Source organism: Leifsonia sp. NPDC102414 (assembly GCF_044765685.1).
GTDB lineage: Bacteria > Actinomycetota > Actinomycetes > Actinomycetales > Microbacteriaceae > Leifsonia.
This window is the reverse complement of record NZ_JBIWKN010000003.1, coordinates 250,940-267,623: the sequence shown is the minus strand read 5'-3', so window position 1 is coordinate 267,623 and position 16,684 is coordinate 250,940. Positions and strand designations below refer to the sequence as shown.

At 68.0% G+C, this 16,684-nt stretch carries 13 protein-coding genes and 1 tRNA gene; 5 read left to right on the top strand and 9 right to left on the bottom strand.

From position 1 onward, the window contains the following. The first annotated feature begins 72 nt into the window (after positions 1 to 72). Entirely contained in the window at positions 73 to 2,022 is a 1,950-nt protein-coding gene (gene acs / locus ACIRCZ_RS14015) for an acetate--CoA ligase (protein WP_055890549.1), read from the top strand. Positions 2,023 to 2,092: 70 nt separating this feature from the next. Here acs and ACIRCZ_RS14010 read toward each other — a convergent pair whose 3' ends face one another. Beyond that, positions 2,093 to 2,563 carry a RidA family protein gene (locus tag ACIRCZ_RS14010; RefSeq protein ID WP_055890547.1) on the bottom strand — a complete coding sequence of 157 codons (471 nt, stop codon included), beginning with the start codon at positions 2,561 to 2,563 and terminating at the stop codon, positions 2,093 to 2,095. Further along, positions 2,563 to 2,730: a hypothetical protein gene (locus tag ACIRCZ_RS14005; protein ID WP_200949540.1), complete on the bottom strand. Its 168-nt coding sequence runs from the start codon at positions 2,728 to 2,730 to the stop codon at positions 2,563 to 2,565. Before ACIRCZ_RS14005 ends, ACIRCZ_RS14010 begins: the two co-directional genes overlap by 1 nt. Positions 2,731 to 2,782: 52 nt before the next feature. On the opposite strand from ACIRCZ_RS14005, the gene ACIRCZ_RS14000 reads away from it, so the two are divergent. The 3 genes from ACIRCZ_RS14000 (at position 2,783) to ACIRCZ_RS13990 (ending at position 6,441) form a co-directional block, all read left to right on the top strand. Beyond that, positions 2,783 to 5,329 carry a transglycosylase domain-containing protein gene (locus tag ACIRCZ_RS14000; RefSeq protein WP_402854128.1) on the top strand — a complete coding sequence of 849 codons (2,547 nt, stop codon included), beginning with the start codon at positions 2,783 to 2,785 and terminating at the stop codon, positions 5,327 to 5,329. Continuing rightward, positions 5,329 to 6,312 (top strand): metallophosphoesterase, encoded by a 984-nt coding sequence (locus ACIRCZ_RS13995; RefSeq protein WP_402854126.1) that lies wholly within the window; start codon positions 5,329 to 5,331, stop codon positions 6,310 to 6,312. The genes ACIRCZ_RS14000 and ACIRCZ_RS13995 overlap by 1 nt, the downstream gene beginning before the upstream one ends. 55 nt (positions 6,313 to 6,367) lie before the next feature. Then, positions 6,368 to 6,441: transfer RNA gene (locus ACIRCZ_RS13990), tRNA-Pro, on the top strand. A gap of 65 nt (positions 6,442 to 6,506) precedes the next feature. On the opposite strand, the gene ACIRCZ_RS13985 is transcribed toward ACIRCZ_RS13990, so the two are convergent. After that, positions 6,507 to 8,405 (bottom strand): FAD-dependent monooxygenase, encoded by a 1,899-nt coding sequence (locus ACIRCZ_RS13985; RefSeq protein WP_402854123.1) that lies wholly within the window; start codon positions 8,403 to 8,405, stop codon positions 6,507 to 6,509. Positions 8,406 to 8,583: 178 nt separating this feature from the next. Between ACIRCZ_RS13985 and ACIRCZ_RS13980 the strand changes: the two genes are divergently transcribed. Next, a complete protein-coding gene (locus ACIRCZ_RS13980) occupies positions 8,584 to 9,276 on the top strand; it encodes an IclR family transcriptional regulator (RefSeq protein WP_055890540.1) in 693 nt (230 codons plus the stop codon). Between the two features lie 72 nt (positions 9,277 to 9,348). On the opposite strand, the gene msuE is transcribed toward ACIRCZ_RS13980, so the two are convergent. Genes msuE through ACIRCZ_RS13950 form a run of 6 tightly spaced genes read right to left on the bottom strand, consistent with a single transcriptional unit; the run spans position 9,349 to position 16,673 of the window. Next, complete coding sequence (gene msuE, locus ACIRCZ_RS13975) at positions 9,349 to 9,948, bottom strand: FMN reductase (protein WP_055890538.1); 600 nt, start codon at positions 9,946 to 9,948, stop codon at positions 9,349 to 9,351. After that, on the bottom strand, positions 9,948 to 11,372 hold the full coding sequence (locus tag ACIRCZ_RS13970) for an LLM class flavin-dependent oxidoreductase (RefSeq protein WP_402854118.1): 1,425 nt from the start codon (positions 11,370 to 11,372) through the stop codon (positions 9,948 to 9,950). Before ACIRCZ_RS13970 ends, msuE begins: the two co-directional genes overlap by 1 nt. A gap of 4 nt (positions 11,373 to 11,376) precedes the next feature. Beyond that, entirely contained in the window at positions 11,377 to 13,140 is a 1,764-nt protein-coding gene (locus ACIRCZ_RS13965; protein ID WP_402854115.1) for a dipeptide ABC transporter ATP-binding protein, read from the bottom strand. Continuing rightward, a complete protein-coding gene (locus ACIRCZ_RS13960) occupies positions 13,140 to 14,021 on the bottom strand; it encodes an ABC transporter permease (RefSeq protein WP_402854112.1) in 882 nt (293 codons plus the stop codon). Before ACIRCZ_RS13960 ends, ACIRCZ_RS13965 begins: the two co-directional genes overlap by 1 nt. Next, positions 14,018 to 15,058: an ABC transporter permease gene (locus ACIRCZ_RS13955; RefSeq protein ID WP_055890531.1), complete on the bottom strand. Its 1,041-nt coding sequence runs from the start codon at positions 15,056 to 15,058 to the stop codon at positions 14,018 to 14,020. Before ACIRCZ_RS13955 ends, ACIRCZ_RS13960 begins: the two co-directional genes overlap by 4 nt. Next, on the bottom strand, positions 15,036 to 16,673 hold the full coding sequence (locus ACIRCZ_RS13950; RefSeq protein WP_402854108.1) for an ABC transporter substrate-binding protein: 1,638 nt from the start codon (positions 16,671 to 16,673) through the stop codon (positions 15,036 to 15,038). The genes ACIRCZ_RS13955 and ACIRCZ_RS13950 overlap by 23 nt, the downstream gene beginning before the upstream one ends. Positions 16,674 to 16,684: the final 11 nt, after the last annotated feature.

Below are 16,684 nucleotides of genomic sequence, written 5' to 3'. Positions count from 1 at the left end.
AGGTTGTAGAGTCGACCATTGTCGCGCCACGACTTGACCATTCAGCATCGCAAAGGAGCGAACAGACTCCCCATGAGCAACACAATCGACAATCTGCTGCACGAAGCACGCCGTTTTGCCCCCAGCGAGGAGTTCGCGGCCAACGCGGTAGCGACCGCCGAGCTCTACGAACGTGCCGCGGAAGACCGTCTCGGGTTCTGGGCCGACCAGGCCCGTGAGCTCGTCCACTGGCACAAGCCGTTCACGCGCACCCTGGACTGGACCAACCCGCCCTTCGCGAAGTGGTTCGACGACGGCGAGCTCAACGTGGCGTACAACTGCCTCGACAGGCACGTCATCGCCGGCAACGGCGACCGCGTCGCCATCCACTGGGAGGGCGAGCCTGGCGACAGCCGCTCCATCACGTACGCAGAGCTCACCGCGGAGGTCAAGAAGGCGGCCAATCTGCTGACCAGCCTCGGCATCGCCGCGGGCGACAGGGTCGCGATCTACCTGCCGATGATCCCGGAGGCCGTCATCGCCATGCTGGCGGTCGCGCGCATCGGCGCCGTCCACTCCGTCGTGTTCGGCGGGTTCAGCGCGGAGAGCCTGCGCTCGCGCATCGACGACGCGGCTGCCAAACTCGTCATCACTGCGGACGGCGGCTGGCGCAAGGGGAAGGTCTTCCCTCTCAAAAACGCCGTGGATGCGGCACTCGCGTCCGGCGAGACGACCGTCGAGCACGTGCTCGTGGTCAAGCGCGGCGAGAATGACGTCGAGTGGACGAGCGGGCGCGACCTGTGGTGGCACGACGAGATCGCCCAGGTGGACGCCGACCACGTCGCCACGTCGTTCGAGGCGGAGCAGCCGCTGTTCATCCTCTACACCTCCGGGACCACGGGCAAGCCGAAGGGCATCCTGCACACCTCCGGCGGCTACCTGACACAGGCCGCGTTCACCCACAAGAACGTCTTCGACCTCCACCCGGAGTCCGATGTCTACTGGTGCACGGCCGACATCGGCTGGATCACGGGCCACAGCTACGTCGTCTACGGCCCACTCGCCAACGGCGCCACCCAGGTGCTCTACGAGGGCACCCCGGAGACGCCGCACCCCGGCCGATGGTGGGAGATCATCGAGAAGTACAAGGTCTCCATCTTCTACACGGCGCCGACCGCCATCCGCTCGTTCATGAAGATCGGGCGCCAGCACCCGCAGAAGTTCGACCTGTCGAGCCTGCGCGTGCTCGGATCGGTGGGAGAGCCCATCAACCCGGAAGCGTGGATGTGGTACCGCGACGTGATCGGCGGCAACACCACGCCCATCGTCGACACCTGGTGGCAGACGGAGACCGGCGCCATCATGGTCTCCGCCCTCCCAGGCGTCACCACGCTGAAGCCCGGCTCCGCGCAGGTGCCTCTGCCCGGGATCTCGATCGAGATCCTGGACGAGGCCGGGGTGCCCGTCGGCAAGGACCAGGGCGGCCTGCTGGTGGTCGCCGAGCCGTGGCCGAGCATGCTGCGCGGCATCTGGGGCGACCCCGAGCGGTTCAAGGAGACGTACTGGGAGAAGTTCGGCGACAAGTACTTCGCCGGCGACGGTGCCCGCTACGACATGGACGGCGAGATCTGGCTGATGGGCCGCGTGGACGACGTGATGAACGTCTCAGGCCACCGCCTCTCGACAGCGGAGATCGAGTCGGCGCTCGTCGCGCATCCCCTGACGGCGGAGGCCGCCGTCGTGGGTGCGGCCGACGAGACCACTGGCCAGGCCGTCGTGGCGTTCGTCATCATCAAGCAGAACCAGCTCGAGAACGCCGAGGCGATGGATGTGGCAGCCGAGCTGCGCAAGCACGTCACGGAGCAGATCGGCGCCATCGCCCGCCCGCGCGAGATCTTCATCGTGAACGAGCTTCCGAAGACGCGCTCCGGCAAGATCATGCGCCGCCTGCTGCGCGACGTGGCGGAGGGCCGAGAGGTCGGCGACACCACGACGCTCGCAGACACCGCGGTGATGAGCTCGATCCAGAGCAAGCTCTCCTAGCGCGTCCCGTGCACGCCGAAGGGCCCGCATCCACTGTGGATGCGGGCCCTTCGGCAATTCGGGATGCGCGCTACTCGAACGACAGGATGAGCTCGACCTCGACGGGCGAGTCCAGCGGGAGCACGGAGACTCCGACGGCAGAGCGCGCGTGCACCCCTGCGTCGCCGAAGATCTCGCCGAGCACCTCGGACGCCCCGTTGATGACGCCGGGCTGACCGGTGAACGACGGGTCGGAGGCGACGAAGCCGACGACCTTGACGATGCGGGTGACCCTGTCGAGCGAGCCGATGACGCTCTTCGCGGCGGCGAGGGCGTTCAGCGCGCAGGTGCGGGCGTACTCCTTCGCGTCGTCGGCGGGAACCAGGCCGTGACCGTCGCCCACCTTGCCCGTGGCGGGGAGCGCGCCTGACACCATCGGAAGCTGGCCGGAGGTGTAGACGTGGGTGCCGTCGACGACGGCAGGAGTGTATGCCGCGACAGGAGGAACCACGTCGGGAAGGACGATCCCGAGCTCGGCGAGGCGAGCTTCGACGGCGGCCATCAGGCGTCCTCTCCGTCGACGACGGGACGCTTCAGGTAGGCGACGAGCCCGCCTTCCGGACCGGTGACGACCTGCACCAGCTCCCACCCCTCCGAGCCCCAGTTGTTGAGGATCGCGGCGGTGTTGTGGACGATCAGAGGCGTCGTGAGGTATTCCCAGCGCGGCATTGTGCTCCTTGCGTTCGGGGGGTTTATCAGGTTTATCACCTACTCTGATCCTATGTCTGCCACAAAACCACGGGCTAGAGGTGTGCTCGGCGCCGTCGGCGCTTTCGTCGGCATGAGTGCCGTCGCAGGCCTCCTGGTCACGGCCGCCGTGACCCCCGCGATCGCGGTCACGGGGATGGCCGCCAACGACAGCATCGGCGTCTTCGAGGGCCTTCCCGAGTACCTCGACGTCGGCCAGCTCGCCCAGCCGACCACCATTTACGCGAAGAACGGCGACGCGGACGTCAAGCTCGCGACCTTCTACTCGCAGAACCGTCTGCCCGTCGCCTTCAGCCAGATCTCCCAGGCCGCGAAAGATGCAGCCATCGCCGGAGAGGACCCACGGTTCTACTCCCACGGCGGCGTCGACATCCAGGGAACGGTGCGCGGCGTGCTGTCGACCGTCGTCGGCCACGACGTGCAGGGCGGCTCCTCCATCACGCAGCAGTACGTGAAGAACGTGCTGCTGCAGAAGTGCGAGGCGATGCCGGTCAAGACCAAGGAGCAGAAGGCCAAGTACCAGACCTGCGTCGACGACTCCACGGGCGTCTCGCCCGACCGCAAGGTGAAGGAGATGAAGTACGCGATCGGTATCGAGAAGAAGTACTCGAAGGACGTCATCCTCACCGGTTATCTGAACATCGCCGGTTTCGGCGGCTCGGTGTACGGCGTCGAGGCGGCCGCGAAGTACTACTTCAACACCACCGCTGCCGCCCTCACGCCTGCGCAGGCTGCGAGCCTGATCGCGATCGTGAACGAGCCGACGACGCTCAAGATCGACGATCCGGAGAGCAAGACCAACGGCGCCGCCAACGGGTACGCGAAGAACAAAGAGCGCCGCGACTACATCCTGCAGAAGATGTACCAGTACAAGAAGCTCACCAAGGCGCAGTACGACGAGGCGGTGAAGACTCCGGTCACCCCGGCGATCACGCCGTCTACGCGCGGTTGCCAGACCGCCGGCGGCTCGGCGTACTTCTGCGACTATGTGCAGCGCATCATCCTGAACGACCCGTCGTTCGGCGCAGACGATGACACCCGCTCGGCGAACTTCCTCCGCGGCGGATACAAGATCTACACCTCGCTCGACCTGACCCTGCAGCAGACCGCTGAGGAGACGATGGCGAGCTACGTGCCGCGTTCCTACGGCGACGTGCAACTCGGCGCGTCGCTGGTCGGTGTCCAGCCGGGCACGGGGCGTGTGCTGTACATGGCGCAGAACAAGCTGTACAGCGGGGATGCGGATGTGCTCAATTCCAGCAACGAGTACACCTCCGTGAACTACAGCACGGACCTCGACTACGGCGGCTCGAACGGCTTCCAGGTGGGGTCGACGTACAAGGTGTTCACTCTGGCTGAATGGCTGAAGCAGGGCCACTCGCTCTACGAGTCGGTGAATGCGAACGTGCGCACATACAACCTGTCGCAGTTCAAGAACTCGTGCGTGGACGTCGGCGGAGGCACCTGGCGCCCGACCAACGACTCGCCAGGGGAAGAGGGATACCGCACCGCCCAGAGCGCGACCACCCTCTCGATCAACACGGCGTTCGTCGCGATGGCGTCGCAGCTCGACCTGTGCGAGATCAAGAAGGACGCCGAGGCGTTCGGAGTCCACGACGCCGCCGGCGTGCCGTTGAAGAGCAACCCGGCGTCGGTGCTCGGAACGAACAATGTCTCGCCGATCACCATGGCCACGGCGTTCGCAGGCATCGCGAACAACGGCCTCACCTGCACCCCGGTCGCGATCGATAAGATCATCCGCGGCGACGGCAAGGAGATCGCTCCTCCTGCCACGAAGTGCACGCAGTCGGTGGATCCGGCGGTTGCGAAGGCAATGGCATACGCACTCAAGGGCCCGATTCAGGGCGGCACGGCAGCGGGAACGAACTCGACCGGTGTCGACATGCTCGGTAAGACGGGTACGACCGACGACAACAAGCAGCTCTGGCTGATCGCAGCCACGACGAAGGTCGCCGGCGCGTACTGGGTCGGCAACATCGTCGGCGACACGGATATGCGAAAGATCTATCCGACACACGGCATCTCCCCCGCGAGCGCTCGAACCAGGGTGATGAACGCGATGATGACCACTGCCGTCAACAAATACGGCGGCGACGACTTCGCCCGCCCGGACACCAAGCTGCTGCAGGGCGCCCAGGTCACCATCCCCGATCTGGCGGGCAAGTCGCCCGCCGACGCCAAGTCCATCCTGAACGGGCTCGGCCTGGACGGCATCGACGGAACCGCCGTTGACTCGGCCGCTCCCGCCGGCACCGTCGCTGGGACCGATCCTGCCGCCGGCACGTCCGTCACCAAGGGCAACGGCGTGACGATCTACACCAGCAACGGCGCTCTGGTGCCGCTGCCGAATGTGGTCGGGCAGAAGCTGTCGGATGCGCAGAAAGCGCTGAGCCAGTTCGACGTGAAGGTGTCAGGGGGAAACAACAAGGACGCCATCGTCGAGGCGATGGACCCCGGCGCGGGCACCCCGGTCAAACCCGGCTCCGCCGTGACCCTGAAGGTCGCCGCGTCCGCTCCGAGCCCTGGAGTGGGAAAGTAGTGGCACGCCGGTCCGGCCTGCACGCGGCTGGCACAGCACTCGGTGTGCTCGCCGCGGCAGGCGCGGCCGCGTTCGCGTGGGGCACGCTGGTCGAACGCCGGCTGTTCACGCTCCGCAGGGTCACCGTCCCCGTGCTTCCCGCCGGCGCCGAATCGATCCGCGTCCTGCACCTCTCCGACCTGCACATGGCTCCGTGGCAGAGCGACAAGCAGGAGTGGGTCAGGTCGCTCGCCGACCTCAAGCCCGACCTGATCGTCGACACCGGCGACAACCTCGGCCACGCCGACGGCCTCACCGGGATCGAGCGGGCGTTCGAACGCTTCCAGGGCATCCCAGGCGTCTTCGCACACGGCTCGAACGACTACTTCGGCCCTCAGCTCAAGAACCCGCTCAAGTACTTCGTCGGTCCGTCCACCAAGAAGCCGTCGACGGCTCCGCGCCTCGACAACGCGGCGCTCACGGCCTACTTCCGCAGCCTCGGCTGGCTCGACCTCAACAACGCGGCGGGGGCCGTGGATGTGCGGGGCACCCACCTGGAGTTCTTCGGCGTCAACGACCCGCACATCCACTTCGACAGGGTTGAGGCGATTCCCGGCGCCCTGGACGAGCTGCGTGAGAACGACCCGTACGCCGAGGACGCGCTGTGGCCACAGGATGCGCCGCGCGCCGACCGCCCGACGGTCACCATCGGCGTCACCCACTCCCCCTACCGGCGGGTCCTCGACGCGTTCGTCACCTACGGTGCCGCGATGATCTTCGCCGGGCACACGCACGGTGGCCAGGTCTGTGTTCCCGGATTCGGAGCGCTCGTCACGAACTGCGACATCCCGCGCAGCCAGGTCAAGGGACTGAGCATCTGGCGCCACGCGTTCCGCTCGGCGTTCCTCAACGTGTCGGCAGGTCTCGGCACGTCGATCTACGCCCCGGTGCGCTTCGCGTGCCGCCCGGAGGCGACGCTGGTGACGCTGACCGCATCCGCCTGAGTGGTCACGAGTACCCCTCAAGCTCGTGTATTCTTATTGAGGCCTACGGGCCAATCGGGGTGTGGCGCAGCTTGGTAGCGCGCTTCGTTCGGGACGAAGAGGTCGCAGGTTCAAATCCTGTCACCCCGACAGAAAAATGCCGGAGCATGAACATGCTCCGGCATTTCTGTTTCCCGCTGTCTCTGCCTCGCTGACTAGGGCACGACGGGCAGCATGTTCCCGTCGAAGAACGCCGCCAGCTCGGCGTGGGCGTCGACCGGGAAGATTCCGGCCACGTACTGGTCGGGGCGAACGACCACGATCGCGCCATCGCGGCTGAGTTCACGGTCGCGGAAGATGTCGCGGCCGTGGCCGGAGGCGAAGATCTGGTTCAGGTCGATCAGGCCGAACGGGACCTTCAGCGGCTTGAACGCGTCCGGCACGTCGCCGGGCTCGACGAGCGTGTAGTCCTGCTGGTAGACGACCTTCGTGTCGAAAGTCGCGTCGTCGTCTCCGCCCTCCGGTGTGAAGCGGCTCCACGGGGATGCAGGGTCGGTGCGCCACCACTCGGCGAATTCGGCGGTCGGGGTGCCGCTCAGCGCTGGCGCCGCGGCGTCGGCGAAGACGTAGACGCGCCAGCGACCGTCCGCCTCGTGCAGGTGACCCAGGTGGCGCCAGCGGTTGTCTGCGCGACGGATCATTTCGGCGGACTTGAAGCGCTTGCCGATCGGGAAACCGGGAGCCAGCGCCTGGTGGGCGTCGCCCGCCGTGATCATCGACGGGGCGTACTGCGTCATGAAGCCGGCGGGGAACTCGAACGTCGAGACGTAGTATCGCTCCAGCTCGCCTGGGTCCTCCCACGAGTCGGCGGGACGGGCGAGCATGTCCGACCACTCCTTGTCGAAGTCGATGAGGTTCTGCGCGACCACTTTCCGCTCGTCCTCATAGGTCGACAGCAGGGACTCCGGGGCGCGGCCCTCGAGAACAGCGGCGAGCTTCCAGCCGAGATTGAAGCCGTCCTGGATCGAGACGTTCATCCCCTGTCCCGCCTTGGCGGAGTGGGTGTGGCAGGCGTCGCCCATGATGAACGCGCGCGGAGCACGCTCGCCGCGAAGTTCGGCCGGCACGTCATCGAAGCCGTCCGTGATCCGGTGGGCGACCTCGTACACCGACGACCAGGCGACCTGCTTGACGTCCAGCGAGTACGGCGCGATGATGCGGTTCACCCGCGCGATCATCGCATCCACGGGGGTGGACCTGATCGCACCGGCGTCCGCGCCGTCGACCTCGCCGAGGTCCACGTACATGCGCACGAGGTAGCCGCCCTCTCGGGGGATGAGGAGGATGCTGCCCGCGTCGTGCGACTGGATGGAGCACTTGAGCTGGATGTCGGGGAAGTCGGTGTTCGCCAGCACGTCGAGCACGCCCCAGGCGTGCATCGCGGCCTCCCCGTGCAGCCGGTGGCCGAGGGATGCGCGTACCGAGCTCCTGGCGCCGTCCCCGCCGACGAGGTACTTCGCACGCACCGTGCGCTCCTCCCCCGCGCGCTCGCCGGCGACGTAGCGGATGCGCGCGGCGACAGGGTATTCGGCGTCGCGGTCGATCGAGAGGTCGAGGAACTCCACTCCGTAGTCGGGGACGATGCGGCCGGGGGCGCGCTCCGCGTCGCGCAGGAAGTAGTCCAGGATGCGGGCCTGGTTGACGTAGATGTGCGGGAACTCGCTGATCCCGGTCGCGTCGTCCGGTGCGCGGGACACCCGGACGATGCGGGAGGGGTCATCGGCGTCCGGCTTCCAGAAGCACATCTCGACGTTGCGGTACGCCTCGTCGACCACCTCGTTCGCGAAGCCGAACGCCTGGAAGGTCTCGACCGATCGGGCCTGGATGCCGTCCGCCTGCCCGACAGCGAGCCGGCCGGGCCGCTGCTCGATGGCGCGTGCATCGATGGACGGAAAGCGGGAGAGCTGAGCCGTGACAGCGACGGCCGCAGGTCCTGTGCCGACGATGAGCACATCCAGCTGGTCCGGGATGTCCGCCGCCCTGTCGATCCCGTAGCCTGCCGCCGGTTTGATGCGCGGGTCGGTGGCGACGTAACCGCGGTGGTGGATCTGCATCTCTGTGGCTCCTCATTGAACGCATCGATCATTGGTGTATCTATAGTTGCGACATGGTTCCAACTATAGATACGATGCTAGTTGTCGCCGTTGCGCGTCGCAAGAGAGCGCCCTGCAACCAGTGCGGGGTCGACGGCGGCGTGGACCGCGGGAGCACGCGCAGAACGAGGGAGCCCGGATGACGAACACCGTGGGCGGTCAGGCAGGCCGCTCCGCCGAGAACCGCGCCGACGGCGGATCGCAGACCCTCGCCCGCGGGCTCAGCGCGCTCGCCATGATCGGCGAGGACGGCGCCTCCCTGAGCGTGCCAGAGCTGGCCGGTCGGCTGGGTATCCATCGCTCGATGGCCTACCGATTGGTGAAGACGCTCGAACAGCACGGATTCGTCGAGCGGTCGCCGTCCGGCGAGCTCGAGCTGGGGGCACGGCTTGCCTCTCTGGCCCGCGGAGCCGCCAGGAGCCTGCAGACGGCCGCCTCGCCTGAGCTGGCCGCCGTGGCGGACGAGCTGGGCATGACGGCGTTCCTGGTCGGTTACGACGGCGAGGTCGCGGTGACCCTGACCAGCGCCGAGCCTCGGCATGCGGAGACCACGGTCGCCCAGCGGCCGGGAAGCCGCCACGCGATCGGGCAGGGAGCGCCGGGACGGGTCATCCGCTCGCTGCTCAGCCCCGAGCAGTACCCGCCGCAGCGGTTCGAGCGCAGCCACGACGAGGTGCTGCCCGGGCTCTACTCCATCGCTGTTCCGCTCGCGCTGCCGCACGGCAGGGCAGCGGCCATCGCGGTGCTGTACCTCCCGCATCCCCTGGACGAGGAGCATGTGGCCGACGTGCTCGTCGCCGCGGCGAGGCGGATCGACGCGGCGTTCCGGTAGCGGGAGCGCGATAGGCCGAGAGAAGGCGACGCCCTCCTCAAACGCGACGCTTTCCTCAAACGCGACGCCCTCCTAGAACGCGTCCGGCCTCGCGAACTCGACAGGTGCATCCTGCGCCTGCGGGTCGATGTGGGTGCGGATGTACGGCAGCGTGCGGCCGATGGAGGTGTCGATCCTGGCGCGCAGGTCGTCCGACGACACCTGGTAGTCGGTGAAGTCCCGCTCGCTCGCGTAGATGCCGAGGGGCAGCGTGAGCGACTGGAAGAAGCCGAACAGGGGCCTCATCTGGTGCTCGACAAGCAGCGCGTGGCGTTCGCTGCCTCCCGTCGCCGTGAGGACGATCGGCTTGTCGACCAGCGCGTACTGACCGACATGGTCGAAGAACAGCTTGAACAACCCGGTGTACGTCGCGCGGTACGCGGGAGAGCCGACCACCACGATATCGGCCGCCTCGACCGCTTCGAGGGCGGCGACCGCGTCCGGGCCCAGGCTGTTGCGGAACGGGCCGAGGCTGAGCTGGCCGAGCAGCGGTGCGAGTTCGACCGTGGTGGCCGTTCCACCGACCGCCGCCGCGAACGCTTCCGTCACCTCGCGCACGAGAACTGTCGTGCGCGAGGGATGCGTCGGGCTGCCGCTGACACCGACGACCGAGATCCTGCGCTTCTCCGCCATCAGAACGATCCCACGTCCGCCTTGGCGAGCTGGAGCGGGGCGACGGGGTTGTCGAGGTTCGCTCCCCCGCGGTAGCGGGCGCCGATGTGCTCGTCCGGCAGGCGGTTGTGACCAGCGCCGAACAGGCGCTCGCGCAGCGTCCCTGGATGCGATCCCTCCTCCGGCAGCCGTCCGCGCTTCCTGAGCTCCGGCACGACCAGCTCCGCGAAGTCGCGGGCGGTGTCGAACGAGTGGTACTGGCGCAGGTTGATGCCGTCCAGACCGTCCTCGTCGAGCCAGCGCTCGATCTCGTCCGCGACCGTCTTCGCCGTGCCGACGACGAGGAAGCGGTCGTCCCGGTTGCCGCCGATGAAGTCCAGGGCTTGGCCGACGGTCCTGTCCAGCGGGAGGAACGGCACGCGCTCAGCGGGGAACTCCGCGCGCAGCAGGGCCTCGCGCACCGTGATGTCCCGTGGGAAGGCGGTGAGGTCGACGGGCAGGCTGCTGTGGGCGAGGATGCCGTCGAGGCTCGAGTGCTGCTGGTAGAGGCGCCACTTGTCTGCTGCCTCCTCCTCCGTGCGGCCGACGATCACTCCGGCCATCGCGATGAACTTCACCGCGTCCCTGCCGCGGCCGTGGCGCTCTGCCGCGTCGCGCATCCCGTCGGCGTTGCGGCGGAACTCCTCACTGGTGCGGCCTCCGGTGAAGACGACCTCCGCGTGGCGGCCGGCGAACTCGATGCCCGCCGGCGAGCCTGTCGCCTGGAACATGACGGGCGTGCGCTGGGGCGATGGATGCACGATGTGCGGTCCAGCGACCTTGAACCGGTCGCCGACGTGGTCGATGTAGCGCACCTTGGACGGGTCGGTGAAGATGCGGCGCTCCCGGTCGGCGATCACCGCGTCGTCGTCCCAGGAGCCCTCCCAGAGCTTGTAGAGCACGTCCACGTATTCGTCGGCGTACTGGTAGCGCAGGTCGTGCGGCACCTCGCCGTCCAGCCCGAAGTTGTGGGCAGCGTTGGGCAGGTACGAGGTGACGACGTTCCAGCCGACACGGCCCTTGGTCAGGTGGTCGAGGGTGGACATGCGCCTGGCGAACGCGAACGGCGGTTCGTATGTGGTGGAGAAGGTGACGCCGAAGCCGAGGCGCTTGGTCACCGCGGCCATCGCGGGGATCACGAGCAGCGGGTCGATGTTCGGACTCTGCAGTCCCTCGCGGAGCGCCGTCTCCGGGCCGCCGCGGAACACGTCGTACGCGCCGATCACGTCCGCGAGGAACACGCCGTCGAAGCCGCCGTGCTCGAGGATCTGGGCGAGCTCCGTCCAGTAGTCGAGATCGGCGAAGCGTTCCCTGTTGTTGCCTGGCAGCGGCCAGAGGCCGTGCGTGATGTGGCTCACGCAGGCCATCTCGAACAGGTTGAGGAAAAGCTGTTTGCGCTCTGTCATGTGCTCAGGCGCCTTCCTGCGCGGCTGGCGCGCTGTGGTTCTGATGCCCGGCGAACGAGGCCGGGTCGAATTCGGGGATCGCTGCGATCAAGTCTCGCGTGTACGGGTGCTGAGGGCGGAGGAATATGTCGTCAGGTTTCCCCTCCTCGACCACGACGCCGTCCTTCATCACCAGCACACGGTCGCTCAGATGGCTGATCACGCCGAGGTCGTGGGAGATGAACAGGTACGCGACGCCTGTCTCACGCTGGAGGGCGACGAGCAGGTCGAGGATCTGGGCCTGGATGGTGACGTCGAGCGCTGAAACGGCCTCGTCGAGCACGATCACCGCCGGGCGAGGAGCCAGCGCGCGGGCGATGGCGACCCTCTGCCGCTGGCCGCCGGAGAGGCGGAGCGGGAACCGGCCGAGCACGTCGGGAGAGAGCCCGACCTGCCCGAGCAGTTCGACAACGCGCGCCTTCCTGGCCGTGGCGTCGGCGAAGCGTTCTCCGCGCAGCGCGTCCAGCAGGATGCGCTCGACGTTCCAGCGCGGATCGAACGAGCTCAGCGGGTCCTGGTAGACCACAGAGATGCGGGGGCGCAGCGAGCGCCGCTTGCGTTCGGAGAGGCTGGACCAGGCGTGCCCGAGCAACCGGACGTCTCCTCCGTCGAGGCTTTCGAGGCCGAGCGCGAGCCGCGCGGTCGTGCTCTTGCCAGAGCCGGACTCCCCCACGATGCCGAGCGTCTCCCCCGCCGCGAGCGTGAACGAGACACCGTCGACGGCGCGCGTGACGGTGCCGTCCGCGGTGTGGAAGCGCTTGACGAGGCCGGTGGCCTCGATCACGGGGACGTCCCGCGCCGCATCTTGAGTCGCGCTCGCTGCCGCATCCCGTTGCCGCACTTCGGGGAACGGAGCGGACGACGGGCTCAGTGGGGTGCCGCGGGTCGCCTCGCTCGGCACGGCCGCGATGAGCGCCTTCGTGTATTCGTGCTGGGGGGCGCCGAGCACCGAGGCGATGCTGCCCTGTTCGAGCACTTCGCCGCCGCGCATCACCAGGATGTGGTCGGCCAGCCTGGCCACAACGGAGAGGTCGTGGCTGATCAGGATGACGGAAGCGCCGCGCGCCTTCATCCGCTCGAGCTGGGCGAGCACCTGCGACTGCACCGTGACGTCGAGGGCGGTGGTCGGCTCGTCGGCGATCACGATGTCAGGGTCGAGCGCGATGGCGGAAGCGATCAGCGCGCGCTGGCGCAGGCCGCCGGAGAGCTGGTCCGGCCGCTGGCGCGCACGCAGAGCGGGGAACGGCACACCGACCCGCTCCAACAGGTCGAGCACGCGCTGCTTCCTGGCTGCGCGATCGCCCCAGCCGTGCAGTCGCAGCGCTTCGGCGATCTCCGTGCCGACCGGGCGCAGCGGGTCGAGGGAGACCAGCGCATCCTGCAGTACGAAGCCGAGGTCGCGACCCCGGATGCGCCTCCACTGGCGCGGGGTGAAGGTGCGGACATCCTCATGATGGATCTCCAGCACGTCCGCTTCGACGATGGCGTTGCGGCCGGCGAGACCGACGATGGATCTGGCCGTGACGCTCTTGCCGGAGCCCGACTCCCCGACGATGGCGACGCACTGGCCAGGCAGCAGGTCGAACGAGACGCCCGACACCACCTGGCGCACGGCGCCGTCGACGCGGAACGCCGTGCTGAGGTTCTGGACGCGCAGCCGGGTGGCCGGCCAGTCCAGTTCGTCGACGACGCTCTCGGCGGTCGCCTGGCTCTCCTGGGTGACGCTCATCAGCGCTCTCCCTTCTCGAGGCGGATCTGCAGGTGACGGCCGATCGTGGTCGCCGCGAGGGCGACGGCGACGATGACCAGTCCCGGCACCACCACGAGCCACCAGGCCTGGGTGATGTATGCGCGCCCGGCGTCGAGCAGGGCGCCCCACTCCGACGACGGCGGGGCGACGCCGAGCCCGAGGAACGACAGGCTGGACGCCCAGACGATCGACTGGCCGACCGAGAGCGCGAAGACGGCGACGAGCGGACGGAGCGCGTTCGGCAGGATGTGCGCGCGGATGATCCGCCAGCGGGAGTGACCAAGGGCGGTCGCCGCTTCGACGTAGCCGGAGTTCTTCGCCCCGAGGATCTGGCCGCGGATCATGCGCGCGTATCCGGGCGCCGTGCCGAGGCCGACCGCGAAGATCTCGGTGGCGGCGGATGGTCCGGCGATGGCGATGAGGAGCAGCGCGAGCAGGAGGGCGGGGAAGGCGAACATGACCTCGACGAACCGGTCGACCACCACGGCGGCGGGCTTCGGCCCGAGCGCGGCGATCGAGCCGAGGATCAGCGCGGTGATGACCCCGACGGCCGCGGCGCCGAGACCGATCAGCAGCGACTCCCTCGCACCCCAGACGACCCGCGTGTAGAGGTCGCGGCCTGACTCGTCCGTGCCGAACCAGTGCGCGAACGACGGCGGCTTGAGGGCAGCGCCGTAGTCGATCGCCGTCGGCGCGTGGACGGTGAGCGCCTGCGGCGCGAATGCGGCGACGGCCAGGAGCAGCGCGAACGCGACGGCGACGTAGAGCCCCCACGGCCGGCGGGCGAGCGAGGCGGCCGCCGCGCCTGCCCTGGACGGGCGGGTGCCGCTGCCGACGGACGGAGAGCCGAGTGCTGTCATGACAGGTCCAAGCGGGGATCGATGATGGTGTACACGATGTCGACCAGCAGGTTCGCGATCACGTAGACCACGGCCACCAGCGTGACGATGCCGACGACGACGGGCAGATCCTGGTTGTTCACCGCTCCGACGAGCACCGAGCCGATGCCGGGCCGCGAGAAGATCGACTCCACGATCACGGCGCCGGAGAGGGTCGCGCCGAGTGCCCAGCCGGAGAGCGTGATGGCGGGGATGACGGCGTGCCGGAGCACGTGCCGCAGCCGGATGCCCCATTCGCCCATCCCGCGCATCCTGGCGGACAGCACGAACGGCTGCTCCAGTGCGCGCTCGAACTCGGCCCTGGTGCTCTGCGCCATGAACCCGGCGAGCGGGATGGCGAGCGTCAGCGCGGGCAGGATCAGGCCGTTCACGCCCGTCCCCCCGATGATCGGGAACCAGCGCAGCCCGAGGCCGAACACGAGCAGCAGGATGATGCCCAGCCAGTATGCGGGAAGCCCGGCGGCGACCACGTCCACGGTCGAGCCAAGGGCGCCAACGCGCGGGCCCCGGCCAGCCGTGATGGTCACCCACACGATCATCAGCACCCAGGCGAACACGATCGCCGTCAGCGACAGCGTCACGGTGGCGCCCAGCTGCTCGCCGATGATCGCGGTGACGGGGCGGTACTGCTGGTACGACGAACCGAAGTCGCCGACCACGAGACCTCGGAGGTAGTCGAAATACTGAACGATCACCGGGCGGTGCAGGCCGTACTGCTCGTTGATCTGGGCGAGCTCGGCCGGGGTGCGCTGCTGCGCCTGACCGGCCCGGATGTTCAGGATGGCTGTCGCCCTGTCGCCAGGGAGCGCGAGCTGAGCGAAGAACGCGACGGTGGCCGCGCCCCAGAGCACGATGACGGCCGACACGACCTTGCGCCCGATCGTGAGCAGCACGCGCCTGGTGCGGCGCGGCCGCCGCGGCTCCGCCCCGATGGGGGCGGAGCCAGCAGCGGGCGCGGAGACCGCGACGGTCTCGCTACTTGGTGAGGTATGCGTCATAGAACGTCGGTCCTCCCTGTGCGTGCTCCTGCCACACGCCCTTCAGCTTCGTCGAGACCGCCAGGGTGCTGAGGCGGTCGTAGACGCCGATGGAGAGCGCGTGCTGTGCGATGTAGTCCTGCGCCTTCTGGTACGACGCGTTCTGCGCATCCACGGTGGCTGCGGAGTTGCCGTCGAGGATGTACTGCGCCAGCGTCGGGTCGTTGTAGAACGCGGAGTTGGCGTAGTTGGGGTCGTCTGCGGTGGACGGGCGCCAGTTGATGTAGAGGATGCCAGCGGTGACGGCCGTCCAGTATCCGACGCTCAGGTCGTGGTCGTCCGGTGTCGAGTACTTGCCGGCGAAGAACTCGCTCTGCGGCACAGGGATGAGCTGCACGTCGAAACCGACCTTGGATGCCTGCTCCTTCACGCCCTGCAGAATCGCGGCGCCGTCGGAGTTGATGATCGAGCCTGCGCCGTACGGCAGGATCACGCTGAGCGTCTTGCCGTCCTTCTCGCGCACGCCCTTGTCGTTCTTCTGCGACCAGCCGGCCGCATCCAGCAGCGCGTTCGCCTTCTTCGTGTCGTAGTCGTACCAGTTCGCGGCCTTCTCGCTGTAGCCGGGGGTCGCCTGACTGACACCGCCGTTGCCCTCGACAGGGATGACGCCCTGGCCGATGGTGTCGACGATCTGCTTGCGGTCGAGGCTGTACGCGAACGCCTGACGCACCTTCTCGTCGGTGAACGGGCCCTTCTGCGTGTTGAACGAGATCTGCTGCGGCCGGCCGGGGGTGACGTACTTCTCCAGCTGGTATCCGCCGTCCTTCAGCGTCTTCCACTGGATGGCGGGCACATCGTAGATCGCATCCACCTGGCCGCTCTGCAGCGCGGCGACGCGGGTGGTCGGGTCTGCGACGAACTTCCAGTCGACCTCGTCGACGTACGCGGGGCCGGTGTGCTTGGCGTTGGCCGGCCACGACGTGTAGTTCGCGTTGCGGGTGAGGACGATGTCCTGGCCGCGGTTCCACTTCTTCACGATGAACGCTCCGGAGCCGATCGGAGCCTCGCAGTTCTGCTCCTTCGTGCGGGTCTCCAGCGCGTGCTGCGACTGGATGCCGAAGTAGCCCTGGCTGAGGTTGTCCGCCAGGCGAGGGTACGGCTTGGACAGGTCCACCTGGAGGGTCTGGTCGTCGACCGCCTTGGCGTCCTTGTAGTAGCCGTCCAGCCAGACCTTGGCTGTGCTGTTTCCGCCCTTGACCCAGTAGTCGAAGTTGTACGCGACGGCGGCGGCGGTCACCGGGGTGCCGTCGGTGAACTTCACGCCCTTCTTGAGCGTGAAGGTCCAGGTGAGTCCGTCGTCCGACTGCTTCCAGGCGGTGGCGAGCCACGGGACCACCTTGTGGTCCGCATCCAGCGAGGTGAGGTTGTCGAGGACCTGGTACGAGAGGTACGCCTGCTCGATCCAGCCGCCGAACACGCAGGCCGGTTCTTGCTGGTGGGCGTAGACGATGGTGCCGCCTGTGACCTTCTCACCGCTCGATGCGGTGGACGATCCGGCGCACGCGGTCAGCGCCATCGCACTGGAGAGCGCGATTGCTGTGGCGGCGATGACGGTGCGGAGGGTGCGCGAACGCATGGGGGATCTCC